Source organism: Mesorhizobium sp. M0045, from assembly GCF_040323385.1.
In the GTDB taxonomy this organism is placed as follows: domain Bacteria; phylum Pseudomonadota; class Alphaproteobacteria; order Rhizobiales; family Rhizobiaceae; genus Mesorhizobium.
Window position 1 is genome coordinate 15,290 of sequence record NZ_JAMYUY010000022.1, and the last position, 15,312, is coordinate 30,601.

General features: G+C 64.7%; 18 protein-coding genes. 9 read left to right on the forward strand and 9 right to left on the reverse strand.

Annotated features, from left to right (window positions below; translation table 11 throughout):
- Window positions 1-159 precede the first annotated feature (159 nt).
- From NKJ72_RS25875 to NKJ72_RS25900, 6 genes are all read left to right on the forward strand, one after another.
- Window positions 160-942, forward strand: coding sequence for a DeoR/GlpR family DNA-binding transcription regulator (locus NKJ72_RS25875; RefSeq protein ID WP_352479983.1), 783 nt, complete (start codon window positions 160-162; stop codon window positions 940-942).
- A complete protein-coding gene (locus tag NKJ72_RS25880; RefSeq protein ID WP_352479984.1) occupies window positions 939-2,318 on the forward strand; it encodes an FGGY-family carbohydrate kinase in 1,380 nt (459 codons plus the stop codon). Before NKJ72_RS25875 ends, NKJ72_RS25880 begins: the two co-directional genes overlap by 4 nt.
- Window positions 2,315-3,859: a sugar ABC transporter ATP-binding protein gene (locus NKJ72_RS25885; RefSeq protein WP_352479985.1), complete on the forward strand. Its 1,545-nt coding sequence runs from the start codon at window positions 2,315-2,317 to the stop codon at window positions 3,857-3,859. The genes NKJ72_RS25880 and NKJ72_RS25885 overlap by 4 nt, the downstream gene beginning before the upstream one ends.
- A 20-nt stretch (window positions 3,860-3,879) precedes the next feature.
- Window positions 3,880-4,857 (forward strand): ABC transporter permease subunit, encoded by a 978-nt coding sequence (locus NKJ72_RS25890; protein WP_502894194.1) that lies wholly within the window; start codon window positions 3,880-3,882, stop codon window positions 4,855-4,857.
- 86 nt (window positions 4,858-4,943) lie between these two features.
- Complete coding sequence (locus NKJ72_RS25895) at window positions 4,944-5,882, forward strand: ABC transporter substrate-binding protein (RefSeq protein ID WP_254817805.1); 939 nt, start codon at window positions 4,944-4,946, stop codon at window positions 5,880-5,882.
- A gap of 117 nt (window positions 5,883-5,999) precedes the next feature.
- On the forward strand, window positions 6,000-6,893 hold the full coding sequence (locus NKJ72_RS25900; RefSeq protein WP_352479986.1) for a sugar phosphate isomerase/epimerase family protein: 894 nt from the start codon (window positions 6,000-6,002) through the stop codon (window positions 6,891-6,893).
- A gap of 45 nt (window positions 6,894-6,938) precedes the next feature.
- On the opposite strand, the gene NKJ72_RS25905 is transcribed toward NKJ72_RS25900, so the two are convergent.
- Both NKJ72_RS25905 and NKJ72_RS25910 read right to left on the reverse strand, forming a co-directional pair.
- A complete protein-coding gene (locus tag NKJ72_RS25905) occupies window positions 6,939-7,394 on the reverse strand; it encodes a cyclic nucleotide-binding domain-containing protein (protein ID WP_352479987.1) in 456 nt (151 codons plus the stop codon).
- Between the two features lie 125 nt (window positions 7,395-7,519).
- Complete coding sequence (locus NKJ72_RS25910) at window positions 7,520-8,203, reverse strand: response regulator transcription factor (protein ID WP_254817802.1); 684 nt, start codon at window positions 8,201-8,203, stop codon at window positions 7,520-7,522.
- A gap of 144 nt (window positions 8,204-8,347) precedes the next feature.
- On the opposite strand from NKJ72_RS25910, the gene NKJ72_RS25915 reads away from it, so the two are divergent.
- Entirely contained in the window at window positions 8,348-8,884 is a 537-nt protein-coding gene (locus NKJ72_RS25915; RefSeq protein WP_352480033.1) for a L,D-transpeptidase family protein, read from the forward strand.
- A 76-nt stretch (window positions 8,885-8,960) separates the two neighbouring features.
- Here NKJ72_RS25915 and NKJ72_RS25920 read toward each other — a convergent pair whose 3' ends face one another.
- Window positions 8,961-9,200, reverse strand: a complete 240-nt coding sequence (locus NKJ72_RS25920; RefSeq protein WP_352479988.1) for a hypothetical protein — start codon at window positions 9,198-9,200, stop codon at window positions 8,961-8,963.
- 162 nt (window positions 9,201-9,362) lie between these two features.
- Between NKJ72_RS25920 and gcvA the strand changes: the two genes are divergently transcribed.
- The gene (gcvA, locus tag NKJ72_RS25925) at window positions 9,363-10,283 is read left to right on the forward strand and encodes a transcriptional regulator GcvA (RefSeq protein WP_352479989.1); all 921 of its coding nucleotides are present in this window, start codon (window positions 9,363-9,365) and stop codon (window positions 10,281-10,283) included.
- Between the two features lie 3 nt (window positions 10,284-10,286).
- Here the strand turns inward: gcvA and NKJ72_RS25930 are convergent, their stop codons facing one another.
- The 6 genes from NKJ72_RS25930 to tsaD are packed head-to-tail and all read right to left on the reverse strand — an operon-like array spanning window position 10,287 to window position 14,280.
- The gene (locus tag NKJ72_RS25930; RefSeq protein ID WP_352479990.1) at window positions 10,287-10,706 is read right to left on the reverse strand and encodes a DUF1761 domain-containing protein; all 420 of its coding nucleotides are present in this window, start codon (window positions 10,704-10,706) and stop codon (window positions 10,287-10,289) included.
- Window positions 10,707-10,754: 48 nt separating this feature from the next.
- Window positions 10,755-11,453, reverse strand: a complete 699-nt coding sequence (locus NKJ72_RS25935; protein ID WP_502901897.1) for a class I SAM-dependent methyltransferase — start codon at window positions 11,451-11,453, stop codon at window positions 10,755-10,757.
- Complete coding sequence (locus NKJ72_RS25940) at window positions 11,408-11,833, reverse strand: EVE domain-containing protein (protein ID WP_254817798.1); 426 nt, start codon at window positions 11,831-11,833, stop codon at window positions 11,408-11,410. The genes NKJ72_RS25935 and NKJ72_RS25940 overlap by 46 nt, the downstream gene beginning before the upstream one ends.
- Before the next feature lie 30 nt (window positions 11,834-11,863).
- Window positions 11,864-12,160, reverse strand: a complete 297-nt coding sequence (locus NKJ72_RS25945) for a YciI-like protein (protein ID WP_292663798.1) — start codon at window positions 12,158-12,160, stop codon at window positions 11,864-11,866.
- Window positions 12,161-12,187: 27 nt separating this feature from the next.
- Window positions 12,188-13,198, reverse strand: coding sequence for an NAD(P)H-dependent glycerol-3-phosphate dehydrogenase (locus NKJ72_RS25950; RefSeq protein WP_254817797.1), 1,011 nt, complete (start codon window positions 13,196-13,198; stop codon window positions 12,188-12,190).
- A complete protein-coding gene (gene tsaD, locus NKJ72_RS25955; RefSeq protein WP_352480035.1) occupies window positions 13,195-14,280 on the reverse strand; it encodes a tRNA (adenosine(37)-N6)-threonylcarbamoyltransferase complex transferase subunit TsaD in 1,086 nt (361 codons plus the stop codon). The genes NKJ72_RS25950 and tsaD overlap by 4 nt, the downstream gene beginning before the upstream one ends.
- 104 nt (window positions 14,281-14,384) lie before the next feature.
- On the opposite strand from tsaD, the gene hemC reads away from it, so the two are divergent.
- A complete protein-coding gene (gene hemC, locus NKJ72_RS25960; protein WP_352479991.1) occupies window positions 14,385-15,311 on the forward strand; it encodes a hydroxymethylbilane synthase in 927 nt (308 codons plus the stop codon).
- Window position 15,312: the final 1 nt, after the last annotated feature.

Below are 15,312 nucleotides of genomic sequence, written 5' to 3' on the forward strand. Positions count from 1 at the left end.
ACGCTGGTATCGCAGATGCGAGTAAGTTACGTCAACAGTGATGTTATCGCGTCAAATCAGGCTTGCAATCCGAGGGCCGTTGAGTAAGTTGCACCAATTGCCGTGCAAAATGGCATGCCGTGCAGTGGCTTGGGAGGCAAGCGCATTGGGAGGTAAGGGTTGAGCGACTCCGGCCGCCAGCGTCAGATCGTCGAGCTTTTGCGGGACCGGCCTTTCGCATCGGTGCGCGAGCTGCAGGAGCGGCTTGGCGTGTCGGCGGCGACGGTGCGGCGCGACATCGACAAGATCGATGAGGCCGGCGAAGCGCGCAAGGTCTATGGCGGCATCTCGGCGCTCGATGGCGCTTCGCAAGCCGGCGTCGCCTATGCCAGGCCCTATGACGAGAACCGCGACCTCGCCGTCGAGGCCAAGCGGCAGATCGCCGCTCTCGCCGCCACCATGGTGCGCGACGGCGACGCGGTCATCGTGCATGGCGGTTCGACCTGCTTCCATCTCGGCGTCAAGCTCGCCGACCGCAATATCCGGCTTTACACCAACTCGATGCCGCTCGCGGCCTATCTCAGCGATCACGGCCATTGCAGTCTGACCGTTGCCGGCGGCGACCTTTACCGCGAGCCGGGCATCATCCATTCGCTGACGCAGACGGTGCCGTTCTACGCCTCGAAGTTTTTTCTCGGCGCGCAAGGCATCGGCCAGGAAGGCCTTCTGGAATCGCACCCGCTGCTGGTCCGCTCGATCGTCGAGCTCAGCCTCTGCGCCGACCAGATCGTCGTGCTGGCCGACAGCCGAAAACTGTCGATCCACGCGCGCAATGTGGCGCTGCCGCTGTCGCGGATCGGCACGCTGGTCACCGATGACGGCCTGTCCGAGGCAGATGCCCGCATGCTCGAAGATGCCGGCGTCACGGTGAGGATCGCCGCTTCCTCGGGAGGCGCCCAGTGAACATCGCGGTCCTCGATTTCGGCAAGACCAATTCGAAGCTGTTCGTCTTCGGCCAGGACGGACAGATCCTAGACGAGCGCCGCACCCAGCCGAGCTGGATCCGCAAAGGCGGCTTCAGCGTGCTCGACGAGGCAACGCTGCACGACTGGGCGGCTCGCGCCATCGATGATGCCGTCGACACGCATGGCGTGGAAGGGCTGATGGTATCCGGCCATGGCTGCACCTTCGCGTTGGTCGACGAAGCCGCGCTGACGCATCCGATCCTCGATTACGAGCAGGAACCGCCAGCTGAAATCGCCGCGCAGATCGACCGCCGCATTCCGGATTTTGCCGAGACCTTTTCGCCGCGCCTGCCGCTTGGCTTCAACTACGGCCGTCACATGTTGTGGCTGAAGGAGGTGGAGCCCGGTGCCTTCGCCACAGCGAAATCGAACCTCGGCTACCCCCAATATTGGAGCTGGCGATTTGGCGGCCGGCCGGTGTCGGAGGTCTCCTATCTCGGCTGCCATTCGCATCTATGGGCGCCGCGCAAACGCGATTTCAGCTCGCTGGTCGATGCCGAGGGCTGGCGCGGCCAGATGCCCGCCTTCGAGCGTGCCGGCGCGGTGATCGGCGAGCAGCGCTTCAGCCGGGCCGCCAAGCCGGTCGCCGTCCACAACGGCGTCCATGACAGCAATGCTGCGCTCCATGCCTACCGCCGACAGCAACTCGGGCCGGTGACCGTGGTCTCGACCGGCACCTGGGTGGTCGTGCTCAATCCGGACTGTCCGCTCGATGCACTCGATGGCGAGCGCGACATGCTGGTCAATGTCGATGTCGACGGCGGCCCGGTGCCGACCATCCGCTTCATGGGCGGCCGCGAATTCGCCACGATCAGCGCCGGCTGGCAGGGCGCAATCGCGCCGTCATCGGTACAACGGGTGATCGACGCCGGCATCATGGCGCTGCCGAGCTTCGCGCCCGGCGGCCCGATGCCGCACCGCCGCGGCGAACTGGTCGGGCGTACGCCCAATGCCGAGGAACGCGCGGCCGTGGCGCTGCTCTACGTCGCGCTGATGCTCGATCTGTGCCTCGAGCTGATCCATTCGGACAATACGGTGATCGTCGATGGCGGCCTGAACAATGGCGGGCTGCTTGCCGCGCTGCTGGCGCAATTGCGGCCCGGGCAGGCCTTCCTGCAGGGCGCAACGCTGGAGGGCAGCGCCACCGGTGCTGCCGCACTTGCCTTTGAAAGCGTCGGACGCGAGTTTGCCACCGAGGCGCCGGAGGCGGTGCACGCGGCAAGCTTCAGCGGCCTTGCCGGTTACCGCAACGACTGGCGCGGCCTTGCCGCCGACCGGGGCGTGGCCAGGGCAGCCTCGGGAGGTGCACGATGAGCGCCGCCGCCCGGATCGAGACGGTGCGCCAGCCGGTGCTAGAGATGCGCCACATCTCGAAGACGTTCGGGGCGATCCGCGCCTTGCATGATGTGTCGCTGACCGTTCACGCCGGCGAGCTGCACGCGTTGATGGGCGAGAACGGTGCCGGCAAGTCGACGCTGATGAAGGTGCTGTCCGGCGCCTACCGCCCGGACCCCGGCGGCGAAATCCTGATCGACGGCGTACCGGCCGCCACCGGCGACCCGATCAAGGCGCGCGCCGCCGGCATTGCGGTAATCTATCAGGAGCTGTCGCTGGCGCCCAATCTGTCGGTGGCGCAGAACATCTTCCTCGGCAACGAGCCAAGACGGTTCGGCATCGTCGACCGCGAGCAGTGCAACCGGCGCGCCAGCGAGATCATCGCGCGGCTCGGCGTGGCCTTTTCGGCGCGCACCCCGGTCACCAGCCTGTCGCTCGGCGAGCGCCAGCTGGTGGAAATCGCCCGGGCGCTGTCGACCAATGCGCGCATCATCGTCATGGACGAGCCAACCACGTCGCTGACCTCGCGTGAGACCGACCGGCTGTTCGAGGTGATCGCGACGCTGAAGTCGCAAGGCATCGCCATCATCTACATCAGCCACCGCATGGAAGAGGTCTACCAGCTCGCCGACCGCGTCAGCGTGCTGCGCGACAGCGGCTATGTCGGCACGCTCGACCGCGCCGACCTGAACGCCTCGCGCCTGGTATCGATGATGGTCGGGCGCGATCTGTCGACCTTCTACAAGAAGGATCACCGCCCGCCGGACAGCAAGCGCGCCGTCGCGCTGTCGGTGCGCGGCATGTCGGACGGCAATCTCATAAAGAATTGTTCCTTCGACCTCCACAAAGGCGAGGTGCTGGCACTGGCCGGCCTGGTCGGCTCGGGCCGGACCGAACTGGCACGGCTGATCTTCGGCGCCGACAGGCACATATCGGGCACGCTGGAGCTCGGCGGCAAACCGATATCCATCGGTTCGCCGAGCGAGGCGCTCGATGCCGGCATCGCCTACCTGACCGAGGACCGCAAGCAACTTGGCTTGTTTCTCGACATGTCGATCTCCGACAACATCAGCATGGGCGTGCTGGCAAAGGACGCGAAGGCCGGCGGTCTGCGCGACTTCGCGGCTGCCGAAAAGCGCGCCGCCAAGGCGGTGTCAGACCTCTCCATCCGCACCAGCTCGGTGCAGGCCAATGCGGGTTCGCTGTCGGGCGGTAACCAGCAGAAGGTGCTGCTCGCCCGCCTGCTGGAAACCGAGCCGCAGGTCGTCATCCTCGACGAGCCGACCCGCGGCGTCGATGTCGGGGCGAAGTCGGAAATCTACCGGCTGATCGACAACCTGGCCAAGAAAGGCATCGCCATCCTGATGATCTCCAGCGAACTGCCGGAGGTGATCGGCATCGCCGACCGCGTGCTGGTGATGCGCGACGGTACCATTGCCGGCGAGGTGACGGCGTCGGAGGGCGAGCCGCTGCGGCAGGAAGCGATCATGGAACTTGCAACGGGAGCGGCTCAGCGATGACCGACAAGGTGGCCGACACGATGAAAGCGGACGACCGGGCGATCGGCAGAAGTACGAGATGGCGCACCGCCATCGCCGCGCTCGGCATGCTGCCGATCCTGATTCTGCTGGCGGTCGGCTTCCAGTTCATCAACCCGCGCTTTTTCACCCAGACCAATCTGCTGATCGTCATGCAGCAATCGTCGATTAACATCGTGCTGGCGGCCGGCATGACCTTCGTCATCCTGACCGGCGGCATCGACCTGTCCGTCGGCTCGATCCTTGCCGCCTCGGCAATGGTGGCGGTGATGGTGTCGCTGGTGCCCGATTGGGGACTGCTGGGCGTGCCCGCGGCCATTCTCGTCGGGCTCGGCTTCGGCGTCATCAACGGGCTGCTGATCGCCTACATCAAGCTGCCGCCCTTCATCGTCACGCTGGGATCGCTGACCGCCGTGCGCGGCGTCGCCCGCCTGCTTGGCCAGGACACTACGGTGTTCAACGCAGACCTGCCATTCGACTTCATCGGCAACGGTTCGCTGTTCGGCATTCCGTGGCTGGTAATCATCGCGCTGGCGGTCGTGGTGCTGTCCTGGCTGGTGCTCAAGCGCACCGTGCTCGGCACCTGGATCTATGCCGTCGGTGGTAACGCCGAGGCCGCCAGGCTGACCGGCATCAAAGTGCCGCTGGTGCTGCTCTTCGTCTATGGCGTTTCCGGCCTCCTGGCCGGGCTTGGCGGCGCTATGTCGGCGGCCCGGCTCTATGCCGCCAACGGGCTGCAGCTCGGCCAGTCCTACGAACTCGACGCCATTGCCGCGGTCATCCTCGGCGGCACCAGTTTCGTCGGCGGCGTCGGCTCGATCTGGGGCACGCTGATCGGCGGCCTGATCATCGCCGTGCTGTCCAACGGGCTCATCCTCGCCGGTGTTTCGGACATCTGGCAGTACATCATCAAGGGATTGGTCATCATCGTGGCGGTCGCCCTCGACCGTTACCGGCTCCAGGCAGGAGCAAGAACGTGATGGCCCTTAGTCGCCGGCATCCAACGAGCCGGTTTCATGTGTAACGCACCGTGAGAGGCGCGGGGCATCAGGAGGAAAATAAAACAATGAAGACCATCGCTAAACTGCTCTGCGGCGTAGCCTTTGCGGCCGCCGTCATCGCGCCGGCATCGGCCAAGGACCTGAACAAGGTCGGCATCTCGGTCGGCCTGCTCGGCAACCCGTTCTTCGTCGCCACCATCAAGGGCATCGAGGACGCGGCCAAGAAGATCAATCCGAATGTGCAGGTGACCTCGGTATCGGCCGACTACGACCTCAACAAGCAGGTTTCGCAGGTCGATTCCTTCATCGCCGCCGGTGTGGACGTCATCATGCTCAACGCCGTCGATGCCAAGGCGATCGCGCCGGCGGTCAAGAAGGCACAGGCGGCCGGCATCGTCGTTGCCGCCTTCGACGTTTCGGCGCCGGGCGCCGACGTCACCGTGATGACCAACAACGTCAAGGCCGGCGAAGAGGCGTGCCAGTATCTGGTCGATCATACCGGCGGCAAGGGCGACTACGTCATCCTCAACGGCCCGGCCTCGTCATCGATCCTGGAGCGGGTCAAGGGCTGCAAGGACGTGCTGGCAAAACACCCCGACATCAAGATCCTTTCCGACGACCAGAACGCCGAAGGCTCGCGTGACGGCGGCCTGAAAGTGTTCCAGTCGCTGCTGACCCGTTTCGACAAGATCGACGCGGTCTTCGCCATCAACGATCCGACGGCGATCGGCGCCCAGCTTGCGGCCAAGCAGCTCAACCGCTCGGAATTCATCTTTACTGCGGTCGACGGCGCGCCCGATATCGAGAAGGAACTCGCTTCCGGCACGTCGATGATCAAAGCCTCGGCCTCGCAGGACCCCTATGTGATGGCCGGCCAGTCGCTGACGATGGCGGCTGACCTGCTTGCCGGCAAGAAGCCGGCCGAGCCGACGGTACTGCTCGACCCGAAGCTGATCACGGCCGACAATTTGAAGGATTACAAGGGCTGGACCGCAGCTCGCTAAGCCTCCCAAGCCTGGTGGGGCCGGGGGGACCGCCCGCACCTTTTTTATCGGAGCAATGGATTGCCAAAAGCCGATTTGGACTTGGGTCCGCTACTCCTGGAATGACCGGAGACAATCATGTCGCGCATCGGAATCCACTCATTCGTCTGGTCGGCGAGCTCGGCGCAGAGCGACCTCGAGCGGACGCTGGCCAACACCAGGGAGGCCGGCTTCGACCTGATCGAATTCTCTTATCTCGACCCAGCCAATGTCGACATCGACGGCTTGGCCAAGCGGATCGGCGATCTCGGCCTCGGCGTCGCGATCAGCATTGGACTGCCGGCCGACGGCGATATTTCGAGCGCCGACAAAACGATTGCCGCGCGCGGAGTCGAAATCCTGAGACGTACAATCGCGCTGACCCGCGATCTTGGCGGCCAGAAGGTTGCCGGCATCCTCAGCACCAGCCATGGATTGCAGAGCGAGGCGCCGACGCGCGACCAGTGGAACCGCAGCGCCGGCACGCTTGCCGAGGTGGCCGAGACAGCAAAATCAGCAGGCGTCAGCCTCAACCTCGAGATCGTCAACCGCTTCGAAAGCAACCTGCTCAACACCGCCGCGCAAGGCATGGCCTTCATCGCGGACAGCGGCTCCGACAACATCTTCCTGCATCTCGACAGCTTCCATATGAACATCGAGGAGACCGATGTCGGCTTGGCCATTCGCAACGCCGCAAGCAAGATCGGCTATGTCCATATCGGTGAGAGCCATCGCGGCTTCCTCGGCACCGGCAATATCGATTTTGCCGCGATATTCGACGCGCTGACCGCCATCGGCTACAGCGACGACCTCAGCTTCGAATCCTTCTCGTCGGAAATCGTCGATGAGAACCTGTCGCGGAAAACCGCCATCTGGCGCAATCTGTGGACCGACAATATGGAGCTGGCCAAACATGCGCGCCGCTTCATTGCGCTCGGACTGGAGACGGCGCGGCGCAAGGCCGAGCTTGTTTCCGCAACGCACCGGCCTTGAGAACTCGCGTTCCGAAACCGATCTGGTTAGACCAGAGGCGCTGTATTAGCCGGCAAAACGCGGCCCAAGTTCCTCGATGCGGCGGATCATCGCCAGGAAATCCTCCGAGATGCGCTGGTGCAGGTGAACCGCCAGCTCCGGGTATTCCTCGAGGATGCGGCGGAACATCTTGCGGCTGAGCCGCAGCACTTCCGAATCGATTTCGGCAGAGGCGCTGGTCAGCCGGTTGGTATCGGCGATCAGTGCCAGTTCGCTGAGCATGGTGCCGGGGCCGGCGGTGCCGATCGGGATGCGCTCGCCGTCGTGCTCGCGGTAGAGGACGATGCGGCCGCTGATCACGATATAGGCGCAATCGGCCGCGTCGTCCTCGCGGTAAAGCTTGTGGTCGGCTTGCAACCTGGTGGTTTCGGCGCCGAAGGCGAGCAGACGCAGTTGTTCCTGCGTAAAGCCCTCGAAGAGCCTCACGGTGGACAGGATGCGGATGTCGTCATCCAGCGCCATCTAGCTATGTCCCCGAACCGTCAGTCCGACTCCTCCCCTACGAGGCCGATCCACAACCACCTCCAGCCTCAGGACCGTACCCGAAAAGCGCCCCGCCCGGATCGCTTATTTGAATAATGAAATGTTTAAGGAACCAGCTTGTAGCCGCCGCTTTCTGTCACGAGAATTTCCGCGTTGGAAGGATCGCGCTCGATCTTCTGGCGCAGCCGGTAGACATGCGTTTCCAGGGTGTGAGTGGTGACGCCGGAATTGTAGCCCCAGACTTCCTCCAGCAGCACGTCGCGGGTCACCACCTTCTGGTCGGCGCGGTAGAGATATTTGATGATCGAGGCTTCCTTTTCGGTCAGCCGCACCTTGGCGCCGCGCGGGTCGATCAGAAGCTTCTGGCTGGGTTTGAACGTGTAGGGGCCGACTGAGAAAGTGGCGTCCTCGCTCTGCTCGTGCTGGCGCAGCTGGGCGCGAATGCGGGCCAGCAGCACGGCAAAGCGGAATGGCTTCGTCACATAGTCGTTGGCTCCGGCCTCGAGCCCAAGGATAGTGTCGGAATCGGTGTCGTGGCCGGTCAGCATGATGATCGGCGCCTTGTAGCCGCCCTTACGCAATATCTTTACCGCCTCGCGGCCATCCATGTCGGGCAGGCCGACATCCATGATGAGCAGGTCGATGAGCCCGCCGCGCGCCGTGGCGATGCCTTTGGCGGCGGTCGCTTCCTGCAGGACATCGAATTCCTCATAAAGCGACAATTGCTCGACAAGGGTGCCGCGCAGGTCGTCATCGTCGTCGACGATCAGAATGGTGCGTGAAGTCATGGATCAATCCGTTGTTTTGAAAAGAGATTTCAGTTGACCGCAGCCTGTTTATGCGGAAGCTGACCGGCACAACAGCCGTTCACAGTGATTTGTTCCGTGGCACGATCATACAAGAAAAAACACGATAGCAATGCAGTCGGCGCAATTTTGCCGAAAGGGCTCGCCGTGCTCACCGTGCGCGCGCGCCCGGGCCATGCCAGCCAGGGCTTTCTGCAGGCCGGCAAACTGGTGTTTCCATGTGCTTTGGGGCATGGCGGCATCTCGGCGGCCAAGCGCGAGGGCGACGGCGCCACGCCGCTTGCCTCGATGCGGATATTGTCGGGATATTTTCGCGGCGACCGTTTCGCCGGCGGCCGCCGGACGCGGCTCGCGATGACGCCGATCGGCCGCGACCTCGGCTGGTGCGAAGTGCCTGGGGACCGCAATTACAACCGCCCGGTCAAAATCCCCTATGGCGCCAGCCATGAGCGGATGCTGCGCACCGACGATCTCTATGACGCCTGCCTGGTGCTGGACTGGAACATTGTGCCGCGCCGGCGCGGGTGCGGCAGCGCCATCTTCTTCCACCTGGCGCGCCCCGGCTTCACGCCGACGCAAGGCTGCGTCGCGGTAACGGCCCGCACCATGGCGCGGCTGCTGCCGCTGCTGTCGGAGCGGACGGTGGTGAGGGTGGTAAGGTAGGGGAGAATAGTGAGGGAATTGGCCGGGAAGAATATTCGCGGACCCGCCGCTTAGCTTCACTACTCACTACACCGTCCTAGCGCTTCCTCGGCAGCTGCCAACCCGTGTCGAGAAGGCCGAGCCGGCCGAGTTCGCGGTCCATGGCGCGTGCGATGTCCTTGCGTTCGCCGCCGATGTCGCGCAGCTGGCGATCGGAGAGATCCTCGACATTCTCGTAGGGAAGATTGGCCGCGATTCTTGCGTAGCGAAACCAGTCAAGCATGGCGCGTAGCCAGGTCGCGCGGAGGATTACAGAGCGCAAGGCGATGTCAGACATGGTGCAATCCGCTTCTCCGGACATCAAATCCGGTTTGATGTTTCTTCGATGACCAGATCATGACCGATTGAAATCAAAACGGGAAACGAGTAGTTTTTTCTGCATCTTCAAGTTTTGTTTGAGAATTGGAATGCTCGACCGAACTCTCCTCGTCTGGCACTGATGGCGCGCCTGCTGCCTGGAACCCGTGCGCTGCGGACGCTGGAGGCAGCGGCCCGGCATCTCAATTTCACCCGCGCCGCCGACGAGCTCGGCCTGACGCCGGCAGCGGTCAGCCATCAGATCAAGGAAATCGAGGATCAGCTCGGCATCGTGCTGTTCACACGCACCAGCCGCACGATCCGGCTGACCGAGGCGGGTGCGGTGCTGTTCGAAGCTTCGACCGATGCGCTCGACCTGCTTGGCCGGGCCGTCTCACGGGCGCAGAAGACGGCGCGCGGATCGGCGCTGCTGAAGGTCACCCTCGATGCGCAATTCGCGACGAAGTGGCTGATGCGGCGCGTCGACGATTTTCGCAAGCAGCATCCGGCAATCGAGCTGCGTTTCGACATCAGTTACGAGGTGCGCGACTTCGATCGCGACGACGTCGATCTCGGCATCCGTTTCGGCACCGGCAAATATCCGGGGCTTCGCTCGCACCGGCTGTTCGAAAACGTCATCATTCCGGTCTGCAGCCCGGCCCTGCTGCGGGCCGGGCCGCCCCTCAAGGAGCCGCGCGACCTGTTCCATCATACGCTGGCGCATATCGAGTGGTCGCGCCAGGGCGTCACCTGGCCGAACTGGAGCATGTGGATGGCGGCGGCGGGCGTCGACGATTTCGACGACAGCCGGACCATCGTGTTCGGCAATTCGACCGACGCCGTCCAGGCCGCGCTCGACGGCAATGCGGTTGCGCTCGCCGATTTCGCGATGGTGGCAAACGACCTTTCGGAAGGCCGGCTGATCCGGCCGTTCGAACTCGGCATCAAGGTCGCGCCCGAATTCGCCTATTTCCTGGTCTATCCCGAAACTGCGGCGAATGATCCGCGCATCGTCGCCTTTCGCGATTGGCTCCTCGAGGAAGTCGCCAAGACGCCGACCTGACGGTCAGCCTGTCGCCGCCGCGCCGAACCAGCCGATCACCGCGCCGATGAGAAGCAGCACGCCGAGCCAGTGACCAACGTCGATGAGCGTCAGATCCCAGCCGAAACCTTCGTAGCGATGGTTGACCGAAAGCGTCGTGGCGACGAACCCCAGCCAGAGAACGAAGCCGAAGATCACCCCGGCAAGCAGGCTCGGTTCGCCGCCGGTCACAGCGCCGATGATCAGCGACATGACCAGCGCCATCACGATCTCCGCGACGAAGGAGACGACGAAGGGCAGCATCGATTTGCTCATCGTCGTCGGATCAAGCTTGGCGGCCTTCAGCCACGGCTTGCTCAAACCCATGTACCAGGCGGCGCCGAACAACCACGCCACGACGGCGGCGACGATTACCGCCAGCCAATTGATTGCCGAAAAATCCATGGTTCCCTCCGGTCGATTGCGCGATGGAACGCCTGTTCGGCGATGCCGTCAAGCAAGACGCCAGACGGTGGTGCGCTTGACCTCGGCGTCTTCCAGCGCGCGGGTCACCGCCACTTCGTAGACGGCAAGCGGCTCCAGCCCGGTCTTCGGCAGATAGGAGCGGCCGGGATCGCCGACGAGAATGTCGGCGCCGCGCGCCCTCAGCCGGGCGAACCACGGCATCAGCCCGTCGGCAAAGGACTTGTCGTAGAAGACATCGCCGGCCAGCACGACGTCCCACCCGGCATCGCTGCCGATGGAATCGCCGGCGAGGAATTCTATCTCGGTCCCATTGGCCTCGGCATTGAGGCGGATCGCGGTCGCGCAGAACGGCTCGATATCGGCGGCGATCACCTCGGCAGCGCCGGCCTTCACTGCTGCAATAGCGACAAGGCCGGAGCCTGAGGCGAAGTCGAGCACGCGCCTGCCGCGCACCGCCGCCGGATTGTCGAGGATGTAGCGGGCAAGGCCTTGGCCGCCGGCCCAAGCGAAAGCCCAGAAGGGTGGCGGCAGGCCGATTTCGGTCAGCTCGTCCTCGGTCCGCTGCCATAATTCATGTGCCTCGTCGGCCAGGTGCAGGCGGACCTCCGGCACATGCGGCGGCGCCATCAGCGCCGTGTTGTCGAGGATGAATTTCCTGGCGCTGTCCGGCGTCAGCGCCGTCATGGCGCCGGCGTCAGGCCGCCCATGCGGCAAACCTCTTGCCATTCGGCCGGCGTCACCGGCTGCACGGACAGCCGCCCGAGCCGCACCAGCGCCATGTCGGCCAGCTGTGGATTGGCCTTGGCCTGCTCCAGCGTCACCGGCTTCGGCATGTCCTTGAAGGCGCGGATATCGACGCACTCCCAGCGGGGGTCGTCGGTGGTGCTGTCCTGATGGGCCAGAGCGCAGACTTCGGCGATGCCGACGATGTCGAGCCCGTCATTGGAATGGTAGAAGAAGCCGAGATCGCCGATCTGCATCGCCTTCATGTTGTTGCGCGCTGCATAATTGCGCACGCCGTCCCATTGCGTGCCGGCCTTGCCCTTGGCCTTGAGGTCCTCGAAGGAGAAGACCGAAGGTTCGGATTTGAACAGCCAGTAGTTCATTGTGTTGCTCCTCCTCAGGTGCCGCCGCGATCAGATATCCGCCGGCTTGTTGAAGCTCCAGTTCCACTGCCGGATTTCGACGCTTTCGAACAGCCCTGCCTTGGTATAGGGATCGGCCGCCGACAGGGCTTTTGCCGCAGCCAGATCGGGCGCCTCGACGACGGCGAGAGTGCCGTTCGGCTTGCCGTCGGCGTCGAGGAACGGGCCGGCGAAGGCCAATTTCTTGTCGCCGTTCAGCCCTTCCAGGAAGGCAAGGTGCTTGGGCCGCGTATCGAGCCGCACCTGCAGGCTTCCTGGCTTGTCCTTGCAAATCAACGCAAACAGCATCTTTTCCATCTCCGCAATCATTCGGAATTACATGTCGGTTTCGGTCTTGAGCGGCCGTGTCATCAATGCCGATACAGCCTGGTCTATGGTTATGGTGCCGTCCAGTATGGCGGCGACGGCGGCGATGATCGGCGCGTCGATCCGGCGCTCGCCGGCGATGCGGGCGGCGATTGCCGCCGTCGGCACGCCTTCCGCCAAAGGCAAGCCGGCAAGCGGCTTGCCTTGCCCCAGCGCCAGCCCATAAGCGAAATTGCGCGACTGCGCGGACGAGCAGGTAAGCAGCAGGTCGCCGAGGCCGGAAAGTCCCATCAGCGTCTCGGCCTTGGCGCCAAAGGCGGCGCCGATGCGGCGCAATTCGACGAAACCGCGCGTCACCATCGCCGCCTGGGCGCTGGCACCGAGCCCGGCGCCGGTGACGGCACCCGCGGCAATGGCAAAGACGTTCTTCAGCGCGCCGCCGATCTCGACACCGATCAGGTCGTCGCTCGAATAACAGCGCAGGTTTTCCGCCGAAAAGCGGGCGGCGAGGTCGGTGGCCAGAGCCTCGTCGCGGGCGGCGACCACGACAGCCGTCGGCAGGCCCCTGGCGACGTCGGTGGCAAAGCTTGGGCCCGACAAAGCGGCGACCGGATTTGCCGGCAGGATACCCTCGGCAATGGACGACAGCAGCGCGCCGGTGTCGCGCTCGATGCCCTTGGCGCAGAGGACCAGCGGGACGCCTTTCGGCATATGGCTGGACGCGGCCGTCAGCATAACACGTAACGATTGTGCCGGCGCCACCGCCAGAACGCAGTCGGCGCCGTCGAGCGCGGCCACGATGTCGCTCGTCGCCACGATGCCGGCCTGGAGCGCGATGCCCGGCAGATAGCGCGGATTTTCGCCACGGTCGATCGCCGCGACGGTCTCCGGGTCGCGCGCATAGAGGCGGACGAAATGACCGGCGCGCAGCATGGCCAGCGCCAGCGCCGTGCCCCAGGCGCCGCCGCCGAGCACGGCGACGCGCCAACCGCTTGGAGCCTTGTGCTCGCTGCCGGTCATGCCTTGGCCCCACGCCGGCCCGAGCCGACCATCGGAGCGGAGATGCTGTCCAGCGGCCACCGCGAGCGCGGCACGAAATCGGCGGCATTTTCGCCTGATATCCCGGCGCGCAGGCGCTCGATGCCGGCCCAGGCGATCATCGCCGCATTATCGGTGCAGAGGTTAAGCGGCGGCGCGACGAAGCTGAACCCGGCCTGCTTGCACAGGCCCTGCAATGTCGCCTTGATCGTCCGATTGGCGGCGACGCCGCCGGCGACAACCAGCGCAGGCTCGGCCTTGTCCGGGAATTGCTGACGGAACCTGGTCAGCGCCCGCGCAACACGGTCGCCCAGCGCATCCGCGACCGCCGCCTGGAAGGAGGCGCAGATATCGGCGACGTCCTGGTCGCTCAGCGGGGCAATCGCCGTTGCCGCCTGGCGTACCGCGGTCTTGAGACCGGAGAAGGAAAAATCTGGCTGTGCCGAGCCCTTCATCGGGCGCGGAAACGCAAAACGCGCCGCATCGCCATTTGCCGCCGCCTTCTCGACATTCGGTCCGCCCGGATAGGGCAGGCCGAGCATCTTGGCCGTCTTGTCGAAGGCCTCGCCAAGCGCGTCATCGATAGTCGTCGCCCAGCGCTGGTAGTCGCCGACGCCGCGCACGGCGACGATCTGGGTATGGCCGCCGGAGACCAGCAGCAAGAGGTAGGGAAAGTCGAGCCCATCGGTCAATCTGGCCGTCAGCGCGTGGCCTTCGAGATGGTTGATGGCGATCAGCGGTTTTTTGGCTGCCGCGGCGATTGCTTTTGCCGTCATCAGGCCGACGATCAGCCCGCCGACAAGACCGGGACCGGCGGTGGCGGCAATCGCATCGATGTCGGCGAGGTCGACGCCGGAATCGGTCAGCGCTGCCTCGATGATGCCGTCGAGCGCCTCGACATGGGCGCGCGCGGCAATCTCCGGCACGACGCCGCCGAAAGCAGCATGCTCCTCGATCTGGCTGAGCACGATGTTCGACAGGATTTGCGGCGTGCTGCGACCGTCCAGCGCCACCACGCTGGCGGCGGTCTCGTCGCAACTCGTCTCGATGCCCAGAACGCGGATCAATTCGTCGCTGTCCTCGATGATTGTGCAATCGGCCTTTCCCCGATAGGAGAAAACCCGGAAAACTGCCTCGATCTGCCGGGGGTTATCACGGACGGCGCGTCATGCAAACAACCTTGAAAATCGGAACACGCGGCAGCCCGCTGGCACTGGCGCAGGCGCATGAAACGCAGGCGCGGCTGATGGCCGCGCACGGCATGCCGGTCGAGGCGTTCGAGGTGGTCGTCATCTCGACCAGCGGTGACCGCATCCAGGACCGGCCGCTGTCGGAAGCCGGCGGCAAGGGCCTGTTCACCAAGGAGATCGAGGAGGCGCTGCTGGCGCGCCGCATCGACATCGCCGTGCATTCGTCGAAGGACATGCCGACGCTGTTGCCCGAGGGGCTGGAACTGTCTGCCTACCTGCCGCGCGAGGACGCGCGCGACGCCTTCATCGGCAAGGCGGCGCGAACGATTGCCGGCCTGCCGCAAGGCGCCAAGGTCGGTTCGTCGTCGCTGCGGCGCCAGGCGCTGATCCGGCGGATGCGGCCGGACGTCGAAGTGGTGATGTTTCGCGGCAATGTGCAGACGCGGCTGCGCAAGCTCGACGACGGCATCGCCGACGGCACCATCCTCGCCTATGCCGGGCTGAAGCGGCTCGGGCTCGAGGACGTCGTCACCGACCTGATGCCGCTCGAGGTCTTTCCGCCGGCGCCGGGGCAAGGCGCGATCTGCATCGAAAGCCGCATCGGCGACCGCGACGTGGAACAGATGCTGGCAGCGATCCACGACCGGCCGACCGGTGAGGCGCTGGCCTGCGAGCGCGCCTTCCTGGCGGCGCTCGACGGCTCCTGCCGCACACCGATCGCCGGCCATGCGACGATATCGGGCGGAACGGTTTCCTTTGCCGGGCTGATCATCTCGCCCGATGGCACGCAGTCGCATGAGGTCAGGCTGGAAGGGCCGGCGCAACAGGCTGCCGGCATCGGCGCGGAAGCCGCCGCGATCGTTCGCGCCAAGGCCGGCGAAACATTCTTCGACGGCTGGACCTGAC

Excerpts from the sequence above, each read along its gene's own strand:
- NKJ72_RS25885 (WP_352479985.1), top strand. The coding sequence starts at position 2,315 with ATGAGCGCCGCCGCCCGGATCGAGACGGTGCGCCAGCCGGTGCTAGAG.
- NKJ72_RS25890 (WP_502894194.1), top strand. The coding sequence starts at position 3,880 with ATGAAAGCGGACGACCGGGCGATCGGCAGAAGTACGAGATGGCGCACC.
- NKJ72_RS25895 (WP_254817805.1), top strand. The coding sequence starts at position 4,944 with ATGAAGACCATCGCTAAACTGCTCTGCGGCGTAGCCTTTGCGGCCGCC.
- NKJ72_RS25900 (WP_352479986.1), top strand. The coding sequence starts at position 6,000 with ATGTCGCGCATCGGAATCCACTCATTCGTCTGGTCGGCGAGCTCGGCG.
- NKJ72_RS25905 (WP_352479987.1), bottom strand. The coding sequence starts at position 7,394 with ATGGCGCTGGATGACGACATCCGCATCCTGTCCACCGTGAGGCTCTTC.
- NKJ72_RS25910 (WP_254817802.1), bottom strand. The coding sequence starts at position 8,203 with ATGACTTCACGCACCATTCTGATCGTCGACGACGATGACGACCTGCGC.
- NKJ72_RS25920 (WP_352479988.1), bottom strand. The coding sequence starts at position 9,200 with ATGTCTGACATCGCCTTGCGCTCTGTAATCCTCCGCGCGACCTGGCTA.
- gcvA (WP_352479989.1), top strand. The coding sequence starts at position 9,363 with ATGGCGCGCCTGCTGCCTGGAACCCGTGCGCTGCGGACGCTGGAGGCA.
- NKJ72_RS25930 (WP_352479990.1), bottom strand. The coding sequence starts at position 10,706 with ATGGATTTTTCGGCAATCAATTGGCTGGCGGTAATCGTCGCCGCCGTC.
- NKJ72_RS25935 (WP_502901897.1), bottom strand. The coding sequence starts at position 11,453 with ATGGCAAGAGGTTTGCCGCATGGGCGGCCTGACGCCGGCGCCATGACG.
- NKJ72_RS25940 (WP_254817798.1), bottom strand. The coding sequence starts at position 11,833 with ATGAACTACTGGCTGTTCAAATCCGAACCTTCGGTCTTCTCCTTCGAG.
- NKJ72_RS25945 (WP_292663798.1), bottom strand. The coding sequence starts at position 12,160 with ATGCTGTTTGCGTTGATTTGCAAGGACAAGCCAGGAAGCCTGCAGGTG.
- NKJ72_RS25950 (WP_254817797.1), bottom strand. The coding sequence starts at position 13,198 with ATGACCGGCAGCGAGCACAAGGCTCCAAGCGGTTGGCGCGTCGCCGTG.
- hemC (WP_352479991.1), top strand. The coding sequence starts at position 14,385 with ATGCAAACAACCTTGAAAATCGGAACACGCGGCAGCCCGCTGGCACTG.